The organism is Vibrio sp. CCUG 15886 (assembly GCF_028570825.1).
Lineage (GTDB): Bacteria > Pseudomonadota > Gammaproteobacteria > Enterobacterales > Vibrionaceae > Vibrio > Vibrio vulnificus_B.
Window position 1 is genome coordinate 241,249 of record NZ_JAQQBT010000004.1, and the last position, 19,671, is coordinate 260,919.

At 43.1% G+C, this 19,671-nt stretch carries 12 protein-coding genes and 2 pseudogenes; 6 read left to right on the forward strand and 8 right to left on the reverse strand.

The window, feature by feature from the left end:
- Positions 1-48 precede the first annotated feature (48 nt).
- The 4 genes from PQQ36_RS11140 to lrp form a co-directional block, all read right to left on the reverse strand.
- Positions 49-1,398: a replication-associated recombination protein A gene (locus tag PQQ36_RS11140; RefSeq protein ID WP_047109176.1), complete on the reverse strand. Its 1,350-nt coding sequence runs from the start codon at positions 1,396-1,398 to the stop codon at positions 49-51.
- A 6-nt stretch (positions 1,399-1,404) separates the two neighbouring features.
- Positions 1,405-2,001, reverse strand: coding sequence for an outer membrane lipoprotein chaperone LolA (gene lolA / locus PQQ36_RS11145; protein WP_176301207.1), 597 nt, complete (start codon positions 1,999-2,001; stop codon positions 1,405-1,407).
- A gap of 72 nt (positions 2,002-2,073) precedes the next feature.
- On the reverse strand, positions 2,074-5,025 hold the full coding sequence (locus PQQ36_RS11150; RefSeq protein WP_273661210.1) for a DNA translocase FtsK: 2,952 nt from the start codon (positions 5,023-5,025) through the stop codon (positions 2,074-2,076).
- A 144-nt stretch (positions 5,026-5,169) separates the two neighbouring features.
- Entirely contained in the window at positions 5,170-5,664 is a 495-nt protein-coding gene (lrp, locus tag PQQ36_RS11155; protein WP_011080767.1) for a leucine-responsive transcriptional regulator Lrp, read from the reverse strand.
- Positions 5,665-5,819: 155 nt separating this feature from the next.
- Here lrp and ald point away from each other — a divergent pair, with 155 nt between their 5' ends.
- Entirely contained in the window at positions 5,820-6,944 is a 1,125-nt protein-coding gene (gene ald / locus PQQ36_RS11160) for an alanine dehydrogenase (protein ID WP_011080768.1), read from the forward strand.
- A gap of 116 nt (positions 6,945-7,060) precedes the next feature.
- Here ald and PQQ36_RS11165 read toward each other — a convergent pair whose 3' ends face one another.
- Together PQQ36_RS11165 and cysB are read right to left on the reverse strand one after the other, a co-directional pair.
- Positions 7,061-8,263, reverse strand: coding sequence for a methyltransferase (locus tag PQQ36_RS11165; protein WP_273661213.1), 1,203 nt, complete (start codon positions 8,261-8,263; stop codon positions 7,061-7,063).
- 58 nt (positions 8,264-8,321) lie between these two features.
- Complete coding sequence (gene cysB, locus PQQ36_RS11170; protein WP_011080770.1) at positions 8,322-9,296, reverse strand: HTH-type transcriptional regulator CysB; 975 nt, start codon at positions 9,294-9,296, stop codon at positions 8,322-8,324.
- A gap of 336 nt (positions 9,297-9,632) precedes the next feature.
- On the opposite strand from cysB, the gene PQQ36_RS11175 reads away from it, so the two are divergent.
- The 5 genes and pseudogenes from PQQ36_RS11175 to miaE (PQQ36_RS11195) form a co-directional block, all read left to right on the forward strand.
- Positions 9,633-10,397, forward strand: coding sequence for a hypothetical protein (locus PQQ36_RS11175; RefSeq protein WP_013572040.1), 765 nt, complete (start codon positions 9,633-9,635; stop codon positions 10,395-10,397).
- Positions 10,398-10,469: 72 nt separating this feature from the next.
- Positions 10,470-10,619 (forward strand): annotated as a pseudogene (gene miaE, locus PQQ36_RS11180) (tRNA isopentenyl-2-thiomethyl-A-37 hydroxylase MiaE); the annotation flags it as partial.
- A gap of 141 nt (positions 10,620-10,760) precedes the next feature.
- Positions 10,761-12,962, forward strand: a complete 2,202-nt coding sequence (locus PQQ36_RS11185) for an AAA family ATPase (RefSeq protein WP_130194689.1) — start codon at positions 10,761-10,763, stop codon at positions 12,960-12,962.
- A 370-nt stretch (positions 12,963-13,332) separates the two neighbouring features.
- Positions 13,333-14,097, forward strand: a complete 765-nt coding sequence (gene miaE / locus PQQ36_RS11190) for a tRNA isopentenyl-2-thiomethyl-A-37 hydroxylase MiaE (protein ID WP_039553304.1) — start codon at positions 13,333-13,335, stop codon at positions 14,095-14,097.
- A gap of 193 nt (positions 14,098-14,290) precedes the next feature.
- Positions 14,291-14,938: pseudogene (gene miaE / locus PQQ36_RS11195) on the forward strand (tRNA isopentenyl-2-thiomethyl-A-37 hydroxylase MiaE); the annotation flags it as partial.
- A gap of 70 nt (positions 14,939-15,008) precedes the next feature.
- Here miaE (PQQ36_RS11195) and PQQ36_RS11200 read toward each other — a convergent pair.
- Together PQQ36_RS11200 and PQQ36_RS11205 are read right to left on the reverse strand one after the other, a co-directional pair.
- Positions 15,009-18,653 carry a zinc-dependent metalloprotease gene (locus tag PQQ36_RS11200; protein WP_013572051.1) on the reverse strand — a complete coding sequence of 1,215 codons (3,645 nt, stop codon included), beginning with the start codon at positions 18,651-18,653 and terminating at the stop codon, positions 15,009-15,011.
- Positions 18,654-18,682: 29 nt separating this feature from the next.
- Complete coding sequence (locus PQQ36_RS11205; protein WP_013572052.1) at positions 18,683-19,549, reverse strand: hypothetical protein; 867 nt, start codon at positions 19,547-19,549, stop codon at positions 18,683-18,685.
- Positions 19,550-19,671: the final 122 nt, after the last annotated feature.

Below are 19,671 nucleotides of genomic sequence, written 5' to 3' on the forward strand. Positions count from 1 at the left end.
TGTCGAGCACGTTGAAAAAATTAACCGAACAAATGTATCCAAAAATGCCTACTTTTCATAGCGCTTTTGTGGGCTATTTGCGTCTAAATTAGCCAAGTAATCTAACTTTTCAGCGATTTTGCTCTCTAAGCCTCGATTTGTTGGCTGATAGTACTTGCGATCAGCAATTTCAGCAGGCAAATATTGTTCGCCTGCGGCGTAGGCCCCTGGTTCATCATGAGCGTATCGATAACCTTCTCCATAACCGAGATCTTTCATCAATCCGGTCGGTGCATTACGCAAATGGAAAGGCACTTCAAATTCAGGAAGATTATGTGCATCCGACAGCGCTTGCTTCCAAGCGGTGTAGACCGCGTTACTTTTCGGCGCGCACGCAAGGTAAACGATCGCCTGTGCAATTGCGCGTTCGCCTTCTGCGGGTCCAACACGGGTAAAGCAATCCCACGCGGAAAGTGCCACTTGCATTGCCCTCGGATCCGCATTGCCCACATCTTCAGAGGCAATGGCCAGCAAACGTCGCGCGATATAGAGTGGATCACAACCGGCAGCGATCATTCTCGCCGACCAATAAAGCGCAGCGTCCGGGTTTGAGCCGCGAATGGATTTGTGCACGGCAGAGATTAAGTCGTACCAAATATCGCCTTTATTATCAAAACGAGAGACCTTCTCCCCCGCCACTTCCGCCAATAGCTTTAGCGTGATCTCTTTTTCACCCTGAGCATTGTCTTCTGCCATGTCATACAGCAGCTCAAGATAGTTAAGAGACATTCGCGCATCACCATTGACGAGCTCAGCCAGACGATCCAAGACATTATCAGCAAAGTGTGCTGGTGTATTACCCAGACCACGTTGTTTATCGTTGATCGCTTGGTTTAATGCCAGTGAGATTTCTTCTTTGTTGAGTGACGTAAGCTTATACACACGAGCACGTGACAATAATGCGTTGTTCAGTTCAAACGATGGATTTTCTGTGGTCGCGCCGATAAAAGTCACTGTTCCATCTTCAATGTGCGGTAAGAAGGCATCTTGCTGTGATTTATTAAAGCGATGTACCTCATCCACAAACAAGATGGTGCGACGACCCGCCATTTTGTTCTCGCGTGCTTTTTCAATTGCGGCACGAATTTCTTTCACGCCGGACGTGACCGCAGAGACGCGTTCAACTTCCGCGTTGGCGTAGTTTGCGGCTACTTCCGCTAATGTTGTCTTGCCTGTACCTGGAGGCCCCCACAAAATCATTGAATGAATGTGGCCGGCCTCTAGCGCGCGACGTAATGGCTTACCAGGGCCTAAAATATGCTGCTGACCGATGTACTGTTCGATCGTTTCCGGTCTCATACGAGCAGCAAGGGGACGAAAATCTTCGTCCCCTGAAAAATCTAAGGTGTAATTTGACACTGGCGATTAGTTCCTTTGGTCATCCACTTCAACCCCTTCAGGGATGTTAAAGGTGAAGCGGGCAGCTGCAGGCTTTCCTAGCTTCATCTCCGTAAACTTGAAGATGCCTTTTTGCCCATCTTGTTCAATGACATTAAAACCATGCACAATCCCTTTTGCATCAATATCAATTTGGAACTGCCCCTGGGTAGAGTCTGCCGCTTTCGGCACGAGAGTGAACACATTACCATCTTGCGTGATTTGATAGTTTTCCCAATCACTGGACTGATTACGAGTGAGTAAAACAAACGGTGTTTGTTGTACAGCTTGTTCTTGCCAGTAAATGCTTACCTGTTCAATAAATGGGCTGTAATACCATAAGGTTTTTCCATCCGAAACCAACAGGTTTTCATCCGGTAAAGAGGTACTCCAGCGAAACAGGCTTGGTCTGGCAATATCAACGCTGCCTTCCCCTTCCATCACGACTTCACCCTCTGGGCTTGTCACCGTTTGGTTGAAGTTTGCGCTAAAGCCATCATTCATGCCTAATCTCTGATTAAGCTCTTGCTGTGGATTTGCCAATGCTGACGCGCTAAGGAAAAATACAACTAACCATTTTTTCATTTTTATACCTATTTACGGCTAAGGTTTAAAAGGAGTTGCACGTTTTGACTCCTCCTTCTAAACGAAAGTTCATTATTCTCTTGGTGGTGCAGGAGCCAGCACTTCTCGGTTGCCATTATGGCCCGGTGCACTGACGATCCCTTGAGCTTCCAACTGCTCTACAATACGCGCCGCACGGTTATAGCCAATTTTGAAACGGCGCTGAACACCAGAAACCGAACCACGACGTGACTGAACAACATGTTCAACCACTTGATCGAAAAGGGGATCAAGGTCTTCATCGCTCTCCATTTGTTCGCCAGGTAGCAAACTTTCTGGCCCCTGGTCACCGCTGATGATCTCGTCAATGTAGTTTGGTTTACCACGCGCTTTCCAGTTGTTTACAACCGCATGCACGTCATCATCAGAGGCAAAGGCACCATGCACCCGGATGGTGTGACTCGAACCCGGAGGCAGGTAAAGCATGTCACCCATACCCAATAGCGATTCAGCACCGCCTTGATCGAGGATGGTACGAGAGTCGGTTTTGGTGGAAACGGTAAACGCCACTCGTGTTGGAATGTTCGCTTTGATCAGACCTGTAATGACATCTACCGATGGACGCTGTGTTGCTAGGATCAAGTGGATACCCGCCGCACGCGCTTTTTGCGCCAAGCGTGCGATCAACTCTTCCACTTTTTTGCCGACCACCATCATGAGATCCGCAAATTCATCAACGACGACGACGATATATGGCAGTTTTTCTAATAATGGTGGCTCCGTATCCATGCTATCCCCTTCTTGCCAGAAAGGATCGTGAATAGGATGGCCCGCGTCTGCCGCCATTTTCAGTTTCTCATTAAAACCTTTAATGTTACGCACGCCCATCACAGACATCAGTTTGTAACGACGCTCCATCTCACCAACACACCAACGTAATGCATTAGAAGCATCTTTCATGTCAGTGACGACTTCCGCTAATAGGTGTGGAATGCCTTCGTACACCGAAAGCTCCAGCATTTTCGGGTCGATCATAATAAAACGCACATCTTCTGGGCTTGCTTTATAGAGCATGCTAAGAATCATAACGTTTACCCCAACAGATTTACCAGAACCCGTGGTACCCGCCACCAGCACGTGCGGCATTTTCGCCAAGTCTGCGACCAATGCTTCACCAGCAATATCTTGCCCTAGAACCACCGTGGTCGGTGACGTTGCATTCTGGAACTGAGGACTGTCAATCACATCAGACAGGTAAACCGTTTGACGGCTCATGTTTGGCAGCTCGAGTCCCACGTATGGTTTACCAGGGATCACTTCAACAACTCGTACAGCCATTGCCGACAATGAACGTGCTAAGTCCATGGATAAGCTCGAGATGCGGCTAACCTTCACGCCCGGCGCTAAATCAAGTTCAAAACGGGTAATTACAGGTCCTGGGAAGATCCCAACCACTTCCGCGGTGATCTTGTAGTCGGCCAGTTTAGATTCGACCAATCTTGCTACTTGTTCTAGCGCTTCTTTATCGATGAAATTCTCACGTTTTTCAGGGTGATAAAGTAGCTCAAGCGTTGGTAGCGGCTCTTTCGGCACCGGCAGTGAGGTGTCTTGTTTCATCAAAAACGGGTTCTGCGTCGCCGCCATATTTTGCTGTGCTTTAGAGACCATGTTTTGGAAAGCGACCACATCTTGGTCTTCGTCCTCTTCCACATAATCTTCCATTTCTGGATTCACATCGCCCACACTGTCAGCAACAGGCAAGTCCACAATTTCTTCTTGAGTAGTATGTTGAGTAGTTTGTTCTACTCCTAGGTGAGAGAACATTGGCTCTGCCGACGACGCCATTGCGGCTCTCTGCGCCTCATTGTGATGCAATGGTGCTTCTTCAGCAAAACCGACCATGACAGGCTCATCGATTTCTTCTGAGATCTTATCCAGTTCGGAAAGTGAGATAACGTGATCAAACTCTTCAACATCCACACTGAAATCTTGTGCATGTTCAACTTGTGTTGTTTGAGAGTGTTCTGCAGAAACTTGAGCGATGTCGGCAACATTATAACGTGCACGCTCTGCACTCATGGTGTTATCAGGCAGGTCATTCACCGACAGCGCTTCTTGCTCTAACTCTTCAATTGTGGCGTTAAGCTTTTTCGCTCGCTCAAAGGAGTTATTCTCCAGTTCATCCAGCTCGTCAGAGACCGTTTGGTAGCTTACTGTTTGTGGCATATGGATCGGGTATTCTCTACGCATTTGAACCACAGGCTCCACTGGTAGCGGTTCAGGAATACGTTCTTCCTCAACAATCTCATCTTGTTGTGCTTCTATTTGTGGCTGAGCTTTAGGTTCATCGTCAGACAATGCCATCGGTTGTAATTCAGGGGCGATAACTTCTGTTTTTTCACCGCGAAGGCGATTCAGCGCCCACTGACAAACATCGAGAAACAGGCTACCGATCCATTCGACAATCGAGAGCCATGAGATGCCAGTAAGTAGAGTAAAACCCGCCCCCCAAGCAAACAGCAACACCAACGTTGTACCCAGTAGGTTCAGTGTGGGTAACGCAAGACTATTGAGAACATCACCAAGCACACCACCAGAAGAAAAATACCAGATATCGTCAAAATTGATGTCCGCCAAACCACAACTGGTTAAAATAAGTATCACCAAACCGAGTAAACGCGTTCCCCACAACATGAGATCAATGTGTTCATCTTCGTCTCTGGTTCGGAAAAAGACCCATGTCACAATCACCAATAGCACTGGCAACAAATAAGCCAACAGGCCAAATGTAAAGAAAAGTGTATCCGCTACCCAAGCACCAAATTGTCCACCGGCATTGCTGATATCTCCACCCCATGAGGTTTGAGACCAAGAAGGGTCCGCTGGGCTAAAGGTTAATAGGGCAATTGAAAGGAAAGCAGAAGTCAGTACGCCTAGAATAAGGCAGCACTCTTTGAGACGTTGAAAACCGTTCAGACGAGAAGACTGAGCCTCTTCGCTTGTTTTAATAATGGTTTGTACTTTTTTAGCGTTCTCTTTGAACATAAATCAACTTGAATCAACAGTAACTGAAACATTCCGAGCGGCCTGTGCCGCTCGGATTCATAAGTCGATTTAACCATATCGAAAGGAAAAACCCAACGCTTGGAAGGTGAAAGCAGCGATATAAGCCGCTTTCCTTACAAGAATTTAACGTGTTTTAATCACAAGTTGGTTGGTTTGCTTCACTTCTTCCATTACAACGTAGGTTCGAGTGTCATTTACACCTGGTAAACGAAGCAGAGTATCACCGAGCAATTTACGGTAAGCACCCATATCAGATACACGCGTTTTTAATAGATAGTCGAAATCACCAGAAACAAGATGACACTCTTGGATATCATCCAGTTTTTGAACCGCGGCATTAAACTGTTCAAATACATCGGGCGCACCACGATTTAACGTAATTTCAACAAACACGAGCAATGAGGCGTCTAGGTATTGAGGGTTTAACAATGCGGTATAACCCGTAATGTATCCTTGACGCTCTAAGCGACGAACACGCTCTAAACATGGCGTTGGAGAAAGCCCCACGCGCTTAGAGAGTTCAACGTTTGAAATTCGACCATCTTTCTGCAATTCATTCAAAATATTGCGATCGATACGGTCTAGATCCTTGGACGGCTTTTTGTAGTTATCTACCATTTTTTATTCCACCTTATTACTTCCTTGCAAAAAAATATACTACAACTTTTTAATATTCAGTATCAAATTTTGCCACATCACATCTATACTAGGCACAAATTCGACATTACACCCTACACATAGTCAATACAACCAGAATAAAACGAGGAGTCAGGATGATTATTGGCGTTCCAAAGGAAATCAAGAACCACGAATACCGTGTTGGTATGATCCCAGCCAGTGTGAGAGAACTTATCTCACATGGTCACCAAGTTTTTGTTGAAACTAATGCCGGTGCAGGCATCGGTTTTTCAGACGATGATTACATCGCTGTAGGCGCATCCATTCTTCCTACTGCTGCTGACGTCTTCGCGAAAGCAGAAATGATTGTAAAGGTAAAAGAACCTCAAGCTGTTGAGCGAGCCATGCTCAAAGAGGGGCAAATATTATTTACTTATTTGCACCTAGCTCCAGATTTTCCACAAACTGAAGAGCTAATCAAGAGCAAAGCTGTCTGCATTGCCTATGAGACTGTAACAGATCATATGGGTCGCTTACCACTACTTGCTCCAATGTCTGAAGTTGCTGGCCGTATGTCTATCCAAGCTGGTGCACAAACTCTAGAAAAATCTCACGGTGGCCGTGGTTTACTTCTTGGTGGTGTACCGGGCGTTGAACCAGCAAAAGTCGTTGTTATTGGCGGCGGTGTCGTTGGTGCTAACGCTGCTCGTATGGCTGTCGGCCTACGTGCTGATGTTACTATCCTTGACCGTAACGTGGATACGCTTCGTAAATTAGACGAAGAATTCCAAGGCCGCGCTAAAGTCGTTTATTCTACAGAAGATGCGATCGAGAAGCACGTTCTAGAAGCCGATCTTGTCATCGGTGCGGTGCTCATCCCAGGCGCAGCAGCACCAAAACTGGTCACAAAAGAACACATCGCGAAAATGAAGCCAGGTGCCGCTGTTGTTGACGTTGCAATCGACCAAGGCGGTTGTTTCGAAACTTCTCACGCAACCACACACGCAGAGCCGACTTACATTGTTGACGATGTCGTACACTACTGTGTTGCTAATATGCCAGGTGCCGTCGCTCGTACTTCTACTTTTGCCCTTAATAACGCGACTCTACCTTACATTGTTAAGCTTGCAAACAAAGGATATCGTGAAGCATTGTCAGCAGATAAAGGCTTCTTACTTGGTCTAAATGTGATTCACGGTAAAGTGACGTGCAAAGAAGTTGCAGAAAGCTTTAACCTAGAATACGTAGATCCAGCAGAAGCCATTCGCATGTTTAGCTAAGCTGCAGATTCTAATGCTCTCAGTAAAAAGCTCGCATAAATGCGAGCTTTTTTATTACGATGCGTTCTAAGTTATAACAACAAAGTCTATATGTAACACTAGCAAATAAGCATTTCTTAGGTGTTCTTTCTGTCAGATGCGTGAATAAGAATATTTCTCGGAGTAATATCTCGATCGCAAAATTCACTTAGCGATACTTGATACCCTTGTTCTTGGAGATACATGGCTTTGTCATAAATAAGCCACATTTCAATTGCACGTTGAAAGATTTGCTGTACCAAGCTTCGCCTTTCCATACGCCAAAAACGTTTCGCACCTTCAGCCTCATACTGATCGAAGTTCACTTGCGGCAAGTTCCATTCTTTCAGCTCCGCAGCCCAACGACAAAACGCTTCAAAGCCAAGTGAAAGCTGTGACTTTTTAATACTCGGTACAGGCGCATACTCTTTAAAAACACACTCTTGTCTTAGTAGCAAATCCAAACCAAGACGAAAATTCATCTCTAATTGTCGATGTCGCTGAACCCGGCTTCCACCAGTCACTGTCTGCTGCAATGGAATTCGCAGTTCACTTCGGCTAAGACGTATTGTCGAGAGCTTAGCCACACTCGACAATACTTGGTAAGCGTCGCTCTGAATGAGGTGATAACAACAAGGAGCAATCGTCATCGCTGCTACGCCTTTCTCGCAACCATACTGCATCATTCGAACATGTAAATCTCCGCAGGCATGTAAGGCGACGGCATGCTGTTCGGGCTTAAAGTATTGTTTAGATTGACATTCAAGAGCGTCACCTTGAACAAAATGCATGGGCAGATTCAGTGCATCCGCTTCGGATTGACCACTTTGGCACAAGGGTAACTGATACTCAAAACTCGTCACGCGTTGCCTGGTTTGGGAAGAAAGAACTCGGCCTAGGTATCCCTTACCCGAGCACCATTCTAGCCATTCGCTCCCTTGGTGACGAGTTAGGCTATAAGAGCCCATTGCTTCAATTTGCTTAAGTTTTCGTCCTGGAATTCCGACACCAAAACGCTCAGCGAGTTTAATGGTCGTTATCGAGTGTGGTGCAAGTGCAATGTTCGCCAATACCGTTCTGCTATCTGGAATAAACCTACCAAGATCTGCAATCAAACTAGTGGGATCGAGTTTGTATTGTGATAACTCTTGCGCTGAGAGTGAGTTTAACCACGCACACATATCAGGATGCGTGTCGACCCAAGGAAGTTGTTCATGCAAACTTTGATGAAATGGTTCAAAACGCCAGAATCGTTGGTGCTCAGTAAGCCATTCATCGAGCAATTGAAATTGTTTTTGCATGTATCCCCCTAAAACTGCGACGCTATTTTAGGGGGAAGAAGCGGTGGAGGAAAGCGCTTTAACGAACGGGAAGAACGATGTCTTTAAACATTTCATCAATCTCAGCATTTGATTTCAACGAGATCGCCTGTTCTACTACTGGCCTTGTCAAATGAGGTGCAAATCTTTCCATAAAATCAAACATATATGAGCGTAGGAACGTACCTCGGCGGAAGCCGATACTGGTGGTACTTGCACCAAACAAGTGGCTCGCATCGATCGATACCAGATCTTTGTCCTGCTCTTTATCTACCGCCATGCTGGCAATCACACCCACCCCAATCCCCATACGTACATAGGTTTTGATAACATCCGCGTCGGTTGCCGTAAAGACCACTCGCGGTGTTAATCCGACTCGATTGAACGCGGTGTCTAATTCAGATCGACCTGTAAAACCAAACACATAAGTCACTAATGGATAAGAAGCCAAATCTTGAATAGTCACTTTTTCCTTCTTAGCCAATGGATGCTCTTTAGGTACAACAATCGAACGATTCCAATGGTAACAAGGCAACATAATTGCGTCTTGGTACAAATGAAGAGCTTCTGTCGCAATAGCAAAGTTCGCCGTGCCTTTTGCAATCGCTTCGGACATTTGACTTGGCGTCCCTTGGTGCATATGCAGTGACACCTTAGGGTAACGCTTAACAAATCCTTTAATGACATCCGGTAAAGCATAACGAGCCTGTGTATGGGTGGTAGAAATATTCAGTGTGCCCATTTCAGGATGAGTATGCTCACCTGCCACAGCTTTAATACTCTCAACTCGAGCTAAAATTTCTTGCGAAATTCGCACGATATCTTCCCCAGCTCGAGTCACTTGAGTGAGGTGTTTACCACTTCGTTCAAATATCTGAATGCCTAACTCATCTTCTAAAAGCCTGACTTGCTTACTGATCCCTGGCTGAGAGGTATACAAGCTTTCGGCGGTCGCCGAGACATTTAGATTGTGATTAACGACTTCAACAATGTACTTCAGTTGTTGCAGTTTCATACTGGCCCCGTAATCCGTTACTAATAACAAATCTCACTCATTTGAGCAGAACTTGCGCATACTAAGTTCTCAAATATAATTATTAGTTATAACGTGTAACGTTAAAAATGAACAGTGAAATTGATAGTTTTCTCTGCCATTACTTAACTGGGGAGCTCATCAACGATGGTTTTTGTAATGCATACCTCATTCTTCAATCGGATTAGCAACTTTTGATTATTAAAGCTTTAAATAACAGCAATAATCACTAAGAATATGATTAATAGGTGCATGTCATTAAAGGAATCGTGTATCCTTACTCGTTAGCCGTTAATAAATAAAGCAGACAAAACAGATATGAATATTGGTTTAATCATCGCTCTGGTCGCCGTTTTACTTGTGCTTGTTATTGGTTACAACGTTATGTTGCAGTACAAAGTAAAGGCAGAAACCGCGAAAAGACAGGAGTCAGCGCGTTATGTTGCCGTTATAGATGCAACAGAGGAGTTGATCGGACATGCACATCATATCCCTTACAGCAAAGACTTATTGGTTTGTCTCAACAATCGCATTCTTGATGCGTTAGAAAATATGGCGGCACTTGATCCCAAGAGCAAGCAACTTGCTCAACGGGTCGAAGCAATGAAGCAGCAAATCGAACACCTTAAGAACAACTACCAAGGCGGTGAAAGCACAGCCTTTAAAGTTCCGAACAGTGATAAGCAAGCGATTGTAATGCTGAAACTTGTCAAACGCCTGAGAGACACCATTCGTAACGAGCACAATAAAGGTCGCTTTGATACCCAAGCTTATGTAGAAGAAAATGCTCGATTAGAAACGATGCAGATTCGCATTAACATTGAAAACGTCATCAAGCGTGCGCATGATTCTATTGCTCGCGGTCAAGCAGGCACCGCGGTTCAATTGCTTCGTAAAGGTATTGATGTACTGAGCACAAAAAATGATGCTTACTCAATCCAAGCCAAAGAAAAGCTAGAAACAATGCTTAATGAGGTTGATAAGAAGCGTTCAGATAAAAACGCGGTAGAACTGCAGCAAATGGAAGAAAAAGAGCGTAACAACGACATGGATGCACTCTTCGGTGATAAGAAAAAGTGGTAAGATTTACCACTACGATTCTCTTTACAAAAGGTCGCAAAAGCGGCCTTTTTTCATCACTAGTTAAACTGATTTATGATATCTCTCGAAGCGTACCAAGATCTGCTTGGCCCCATTAACCATTTTCTACAATGTGAAACACCTAGTGAATGGGTCGAAGAGGCCAAAAAGCCTGAAAATCTTCCCACCATCTTGATAGATCATTTGCTTTGTGAACTAAAGGCATAGGTGTGCATATTATTAAAAAGTCCATATTCAACCAGTCTTATTGCAATCCTCCCTCCTACCGTTTTTCCTGCTAGATCAAAGTCCACAACAAGAAAACATAGTAATGTTGTTCCATATAAATAGCGTAGGAAGAAAATTGTGGCAGATACATTGTCTATCAAAGGGGTGGCGAGTTATCACCCTAGCAGTCCAGAAACATTAGACATTACGAAGCAGAACACTTTCATTTTTGGATTGAATGGATCTGGAAAATCAACAATTTCAAACTTTTTGTATAAAGCTGACGAATATCCTAGTTGTAGCATTAGTGTTGAAGGTAACTACACTCCTATCGTTTATAACCAAAAGTTTGTGGATGATCATTTTGTTAATAGTTCAGTACAAGAAGGTGTCTTCACGCTGAGTAAAGATAATGCGGATCTTGAAGCTCAAATTGCCATTAAATCTAAGCTGAGAGAAAAGCTATTAGATGCCTTTACTGAAACAAAGAAACTCATAGACGCCGCTGAAAGTGCTCAACGAAAAGCAACCGACTCAGCCATTGAGGAAGTATTCAAACAAAAGTACATAATTGAAAAGACCTCACTTGATCCTTTCCTTAGATCGTTCAAAACCCCTAAACGCAAATTCTATGAACAAGTAAAAATGCAGAAAGGCGTTACTAACGAGACCATTGAAGCCTTAGATCACGAGTATCAAGAACTAAATCAATTCGATAAAAATCAACCATCAAAGATATCACTGGAACCAATTCTAGAGATTTCTCCGCAGGATAGTGTTTTGTTATTTGAACCAATTGTCGGGTCATCAAGTAGCCAACTAACAGATTTCATTAACAAAGTTGACAATCTAGGTTGGGTGAAAGTTGGGCAGGATAACTACCTAGACGACTCACAGACTACATGCCCATTCTGTCAGAAAGAAACTATTGACGAAGAGTTTCGGTCAGAATTAGCCGCTCTATTTGATAAAACATATGAGTCTACTTTGAGAAAAGTCGAACTAGTAGAAAGCTCATACCGTGACAATATAACGAAACACATTGATTCGATTAAGTCTGCATTTGCAAATTGTTCGATATACGACTCTACCCAACACAATGCCGAACCACTAATAGAGCTTCTAGAACACGCTTACACTAGTAACCTAGACCAGATCGTTTCAAAAATTAAGAACCCAACCCTTTCAGTCAAGCTTGCCGATTGTACAGAACAGTTCAAACCATTACTCGCACTAGCAGAAGGAATCAACAAATCGGTTCAGGCAATTATCGACAAAGCCAAACAATTCAAAGAGAGTGAAGAAAACATTAGATCACGTATGTGGGACTCAGTTAAGTTCCATACAACCCCAATATTCTCCTTGGAAAAAACACTGTTAGATGAAAAAGAAGAAGAGATTCAGAAGCTTAGAAAACAACAAGAAAAAATAAGACGTGTTGGCAAAAAAGTAGCGGATCGAATCAGCTCTCTTCGCTCAAAAACCTCTAATATTGACGACACAATAGAGAGGATCAATGAGAACTTGATCAGTCTAGGTATTACAAACTTTCAAATTGTGGCTTCCACGAATACAGAGCGAAAAAACTTCTTTATGCTTAGTCGAGGAGATAGCTCAGACAACACAACCCCTGTCTTCCGTTCTCTAAGTGAGGGAGAAAAAACGCTTATCACTTTCTTATATTTCATTGAAAAGTGTAATGGCAGTATGAGCAAAGACACCGACATTGCGGCTAAAGAAAAACTGATTGTAATTGACGACCCTATTTCAAGCCTTTCTCAAAATTACATCTATGATATTGCTTCATTGATTCAATCAAAGATCATTAAAGGCCAAAAATTCAAAAAAGTGATTGTGCTTACTCATAGCCTATTTTTCTTCCAAGAACTGATCAAGCTATCCCCAAACAACGCAGAGCAATTCGATAAGAAGTACACTCTTTATCGCCTAAATAAGAACCAATACTCTAGCGTAGAGCCAATGACACGGAATGAATTGAAAAACGACTACCAGTCACTCTGGCAAATCCTAAAAGATGTAATGAATGGTAAAGCAAACCCTGTTGTACTTCCGAATGTTATGAGAAACATTACAGAATACTACTTTGGCTTCGTTCACAAGAAGGACAAGCTATCAGGAATACTTAATGAATTAGCAGACAAAGAACCAGAACAAGGTCATAAAGCTTTTTACAGATACATCAATAGAGGCTCACACTCTGATCCAACCAATATAGGCTTAATGGTCAATATAAACCCACAAGCATATTTAGAGCGGTTCGAGGGGATCTTTGTCGCTACTCAGGATAGAGAGCACTATGACTGTATGATGGAACAATAAACGTTACCACTAAGGCATTCATTCAACTTAGCGTCTTGGTAACGAGCGGCGGTGTTTGCACACTACCTCAAGTTTGCCAAGACGAAAGCGAGTGTACTTTCGTACATCAACAACTTTAGGTCTCATTTGCAAATCTCCACAAAGACCTGTGTTTGCCACAGGTAGCCTCATCACACAATGTAATAAGCTACTTTGGGTCAGTAGGCAGGAGAATTGCCGAAGTGGTAACTTGCGTATTCTAGTTAAAAACAAACATTAAGTAAATTAGATAGTTAGTAGAGGGCTATAATAGTTTAGCACTTCAACATTCAGCCCAAATTTCAATCGTGTTAAACTCAAAACAAAGCTCAACAAAAACACGTAATCATAGATGTATAAAGAATTATTAGAACCAATCAATAACTTCCTAAAATGCTCAACCCCTGACTCTTGGATTGAAGAAGCTCGTAAGCCAGAGAACCTTTCCGTGATTTTGCGGGATCATTTACTATGCGAGTTGAAAGCTTCGCAGAGTGCGGTTTTTCTTCTTAAGCGCTATGTCTTAACCGATGAAGGTAAAGAGCAAATTACTCAATTAGTTGAGCCTTATGAGCACTTTGCTTACAAAGGTATTGGCAGCCTTGAAACTCTGAAAGGCAAGAGCAACATATCTAAATCAATCAAACCTAAAGATGGCTGTGCCTACGGACAGGATATGATTGATAAGATGGTTCTCTTGATTCGAGAAGAGCTACACCACTTCTACCAAGTGTTAGAAATTATTGAAGAACAAGGTTTGGAGTATCGCCCAATAACAGCAAGTCGTTACGCTAAGGGGATGATTAAACATATCCGCACCTTTGAACCAGCAGCGCTTATCGATAAGCTGATTATTGGTGCGTTCATTGAAGCTCGTTCTTGTGAACGATTTGCTAAACTCGCACCATTCCTTGATGAGCCAATTCAAAAATTCTACATCTCATTGCTACGCTCAGAAGCACGACACTACCAAGACTACTTGGAACTAGCAGAACAGATTGCTGGTGAAGATATTTCAGAGCGTATTGAACACTTCGCTAATGTTGAAGCCGAATTAATTACCTCTGACGATTCAGAATTCCGCTTCCATTCTGGCGCACCCAAATTGGCTGCATAGCATAAAAAAACAACAAAACAGGTAGCAATATGCACGGTGACTCTTCTAAAGGCCGAGTCGTGCATATTGCTCTTTTGCCAAAATTTGACTTTCCCAGAAAACCTATATCACCCTGTTTTAATTAAAGAATTGAGGTTGATAACAGTTCATTCTGGTAAGTTTTTTGTCTGTTTTTCGATAGTTTCAATATTCCCATGATTTGCGTGAGCTGAAAGCTGGGCAATCAGCGATGTATTTGATCCGTAAATATGCGGTGGATAAAGAAAGCTCACATACCCTACTCGATTGGTTTAAGCCATACGAAGATTTTGCCTATCGTGGAATTGGCTCCATTGAGACACTAAAGGGCAAAAGTAACATTTCTAAAGCCATTATGGCTAAGTCAGACTCGCCTTATAGCCAAGAGCTCATTGATAAAATGGTCTTACTCATTAAAGAAGAGTTGCACCACTTTTACCAAGTTCTGGAAATCATGCGTGCCAGAGGGATTGAATACGAAAACGTGACCGCAAGCCGCTACGCAAAAGGTCTGCTCTCACACATGAAGACACATGAGCCTGAGACACTGATCGATAAGCTTATTATCGGAGGGTATATTGAGGCACGATCTTGTGAGCGGTTTGCAAAGCTCGCTCCTCACATGGACGATGACATTGCCAAGTTCTACGTTTCTCTGCTGCGCTCAGAAGCACGGCATTACCAAGATTACCTCACCCTCGCAGAACAGATCGCTGGCAAAGATATCAGCGAGCGAGTCGCCCATTTTGGCCAAATTGAAGCACAGCTGATTTGCTCAAAAGACGACGACTTTAAGTTTCACAGTGGCGTGCCTACACGCTGAAAAATATTGTTTATTGATTAAAATGATAAAAAGCCCGCTGGTTAGCGGGCTTCGAGTTATTTATCAATGATTAGTGTGCGTGTAAGTCATCAGATAAGTAACTAGTACGGTTATATACTGGTAAATTCTCCAGAGACTTCAACTGGTAGGCATACTTCTTAAGCAACTCAGCTCGTTTTTCAGCATCTTGATAATCTGCAAGCACCACAGCTTCTAAAGTCAACGTTGTCAAATCAACAGAGGCTGCTTCAGCTTCTTGCAACGCTTTAATGTCATTCGTGAATGCAATCATATTCCAAGCGTAGCTGTTTTCTGGTGTAGCGTAGTAAGTAGTGCCGTTTGAGCGTTTAAACGTACGTAAATCACTCATTGAGCCAACAGGTTCACTTCGCATACTGATCTTGCGAGCTAATACTTCATCACGCTGATCCACCATATTTCCTGCTGAATGCCAAACCATTGCCGTCAAAATAGCTTTGGTCAATGGAACTTCTTCGAAACGAGGAAGCGCAAAGTAATTACGTACACTCCAACTACCGTAATATGGCATAGTTTCGACTTTATCGTCCCATGTTATTGCAGTGAAGTCACCTTTTGGTCGAGAGTAATTACCTTGTTCATCTTTGAAGTTCAGATAAAGAAACTCTTCACCCAAAATCAAAGTATCTAGCAAGAGATCCCCTTTCGGATAGAACTGGAAAAATCCATTTGCTAACCCTGTCGTTTCTGGTAATTCTAACAGTGATGTCGTAGAGCGATCTGTTGAACGACGCATACCAACACGATCAACTAGTGCCACGGATGCCGCTAGTTTATCTGGCCAATGACCGATGTAATCGATGTAGTTAGAGTAGTTATTTACTGGAGCAGGACGTGGAGCCTTGCCACTGTTTAGGAACTTACCTATCTCACCTACAACTTTTTCCCCTGTTGCTAATGACGCTTTGATAGTGTCATCAAAACATGTCGTCGGGACGAAGTTGATAGGGAAATTATTACGCATTGAATAATTGCCCATGATCTCTGCAAGTTTCTTGTAAGTAAATGAACCGTCAGCTTTCTCAATTTCACACGTATGGTCTGGAGTAATCAGGATGTTTACAAGTTGATCACGCGCTTTATCAACAGCTAATGGAGCACCACAGTAAACGGCAAATGGCCAACGAGTTGCATTTGCTTCATCACTACAGAACGCTTCCTGTGCTTTTGGCAAGCCCTGCATTTGGATATGTGAAAGAGGGCTAGAGAATACTAACTCACGGTAGCGATCGTATACATGTAGGGCATTACGCCAATCTTGGAACTCTTGAACTCGACGAACTGTGTAACTCATCATCGTCCCTTCAGAGAAGTTCTCTCTCATACCACGTACTGTACGTTTGTAGTACAGGTCATCGTAAGTTTCTAACTTGTAAGACATAATTTCAGAACGGTTGCGCCCTTCATCATGACGGTTACAGTCATCATTTAAACTTACATTTCCGTCAGTACAAAACGCAAAGTCTCTCATCGGAATCGCAGGGTTTTCCGATGCTAGCGCTTTGATTGTACCGTCACTTAGAAGATCCGAAGGTGCCTTGTAAGGATCAAGAATCTCCTCGCGAAGCTGCGCATCATACTGGCCAGCGTCGAGATAAACAGTTTGCTCGCTCGTGGTATTGTCTGCTTGATTCACTACCGTTTCAGTAGCTTCAACTTGACGCTTATAACCAAAACGTAAAGCGGCCAAATCATAAGGACCAAAAACTGGTAGTGCATTCAATAGCGATGGGTTGTAATCCATGATCGATGAATACCCAGGTACTACTTTCAGACCGTGCTCGGCAAGCTCATGATCTTTAAAGTAGTTTGAAGCATCATTACTACCTTTGAAGTTGTGACGAAGACCAAAGTTATGGCCTAGCTCATGTACAAGCGTTTTCGCATAGAATACGCCAACAATGAACAGGCTCAGCTCTTCTTGTTGTTTCTCCGTCAAATCAGCCCATTCTTTTAGGCTACCAACTTCGCCTATTTGACCATTGTTCCAAAGAGATGCATCTTGGAAGTTGAAGCTCATACCACCAATAGAACTTGGCAGACTCTTCAATGTAGCACCAGATCGAAGCGCTGAAACTGGGTACATATTGTTCTCAGCCCACAGACGACGCTCCAACTCTTTGATAGCACTTAAATCTTCAAATGAGACATTCTCATCATTGGCTTCAAGTTCTTCTTTAACAGCGGCAATGACATCGGCCATAGACTCATTCGCCATTGGAGATTGCTCAAACGCAACCATATCTCCCAAAGAAACAACTTCTGTAGACTGAGACGCTTCAGTAATAGAGGCGACAGAGTTTGATGTAGTTGATTCTCCAGTGCTGTTTGTCGCGTTAGATGTAGAACCTGTATCCGGTTTTGCAACTAATTCAACTCGCCCTTTGTTATAATCTTGAGCAATACGATCCCATAGCCAATCAGAGATTGAACGCAAAACACCTGAGTACTGGTTTACATGTGCGTGAACAATTTCGCCTGTCAACGGGTTAACCGCTGAGGGGCCATACCCAGCCAAACCATTGTCTAGTGGCTCATCAATCAAGTTGATAACATTGTATCTCAAATCACCTGACAACTTACCTGAAGGTTCGTGAAGACGAATTTTGGGAACACCCACTTTCTCTAACTGTGGATTAATTCGGTCAATAACATCTTTCGTGACCTGCTTAAAGAACCGTGTTTCTTCGTTTTGATCAAAACTGTCCGAAAGATGGTAATCAATAAATTCTAGGCTTGGGTTAAAACGGTGAAGATAGCTAAACTTCTGATCAAATTGTCCATCTACATACGATGGATCAGGACGGCCTACTTCATTAGCAAAGAAGCCAAAAGTATCCTCATCACCTTTCAGATACATCACTGGTTCATATTCTGTCGATGAAGAGCGAACAAGGTCGAGAGGCACAAGAGAATAGAATTGAGATGCCGTAAACGACAACTTATCCATGTCAAAGCCGTTACTACTTAAGGAGTTAATCATGCAGCGCCAGTTGTTTGCGATACGATAATCTTGTTTAACTTCAAAGTTAATTACGCCATCGGCTGTAACTTCGTATCCCTTCCAACCCGTGTTAGCGTTTGCAGCAACTCGAGGGCTACCCACTTTCGTATAACATCCACTTGCGAATGTGAATAACTGGTTCCATGTTGCTTCAGCAACTTTTACATCATCAAAGCTAGGTTCAAAAAAGCGGCGGTCTTGCCAACGCACTTCATTGTTATCTACTTTTTCTTCTTTATTCGTACACTCCCCGTAGTCATTTTCACGACATTGGTAGTCTACGTAGTCAACTGGAATGGAAAGAACTAGACTTGTGTCGTCTGGATTATTGATCCAACGTCCTAATTGACCTTTATCAATTTCTCCCTGGCTAATGACGTCAGGGCTAATCATTCGTACCTTCAACTCGCCAGATCCCGAGTTATCCTGGCTCGCTTCAAACGCCAAAGTTACAAGCTTTTCTTGTCCCTGCATAAACGGGGCCATTGAGCCTGCAAACTTAGGAGCGTTCGCCATAGATGGCATATAAAGATAAACTTGGTCTGTTTTTACATTCGTTTTTTCAAACGAATTTTCTGGTTTGCTTAGTGTGTCATATGCTTGGTCATCTGCGCCACAGCCGGCTAAAATAGCTGTTATTGCAGACGCTAATGCTACTTTTTTAAAATGCATATTATCGTCCTGTTATAATATTTTTTTCCCTAGAAAGAGAACGTTAGTTGTGCAATATAGGTCGCTTTATCAGTATCGAACAAATCGATATTGCCTAGCGTTCCTCGCTCTGCGTCTGAATAGAAACCTGCCGTTGATACCGTGAATGACGTAGACCAGTTATCAGTAATCCCATATGAGGCATATGCTGACGCCCCATAAGTAAACTGACGACTGCGAGTTCCTTTGTAACTCATGCCATTACCGCCTAAAGCCGAAGCTCCAATCGTTAGATCATCAAAACTATAACTACCGCCTACAGAGATGGAGTAAACCCATTCGGTTAAAACTCGGCCATTCATGGTTTCATACTTGTAAAAGTTTTTTCTCACTCTAGGCGTAACGGAATAATTTCCGCCTAGCATTTGAAAACGAATTGGGGTTGATATCCGAATCGCTGTATATAGCTTGGTGTCTTGTGATATTTCTGACGTAGGAATGGTTAGTTGGCCACTTAACCCTATCTTACCTGTCTCACCAAACTCATAGATATTGGAGTAACTTGCTCCAAAAACAGAGTCTGTTGCATAAGTACCGACTTTATCTTCTAAGGCTCTATAGCCACCTGTAGAAAAATATAGGCCAGTCTTATCTGATAACTTGTAGTTAAGAGTTCCATTCCATGAAAAGTTTCTAACCGAGCGATAATCATTCGTGTCGTATAGATTACTGTCATAGGCAAGTGAAGCTGAACCGCTGACATTACACCAAATACACGAAGACTGTGCTTCTGAGGTCGATTCCGTGTTGCTTTCGCCATTAGTTTGACTATTTTCTTCTGCATATATAGAAGAAGAAAATAATGCACCTAATAGAATAGCGAGCGGCGTTATCTTCCACTTTGTTGTGTGCTGCATATTGTTAACTTCCATGAGATTTAAGTTTATTTGAATAAACTTAAGTTAAACGGTTTACCGAATTACATTTGCACGTGTCCTTCGTAACAAATTGTTCCGATAAGCCTATTAACCGTAAAGAG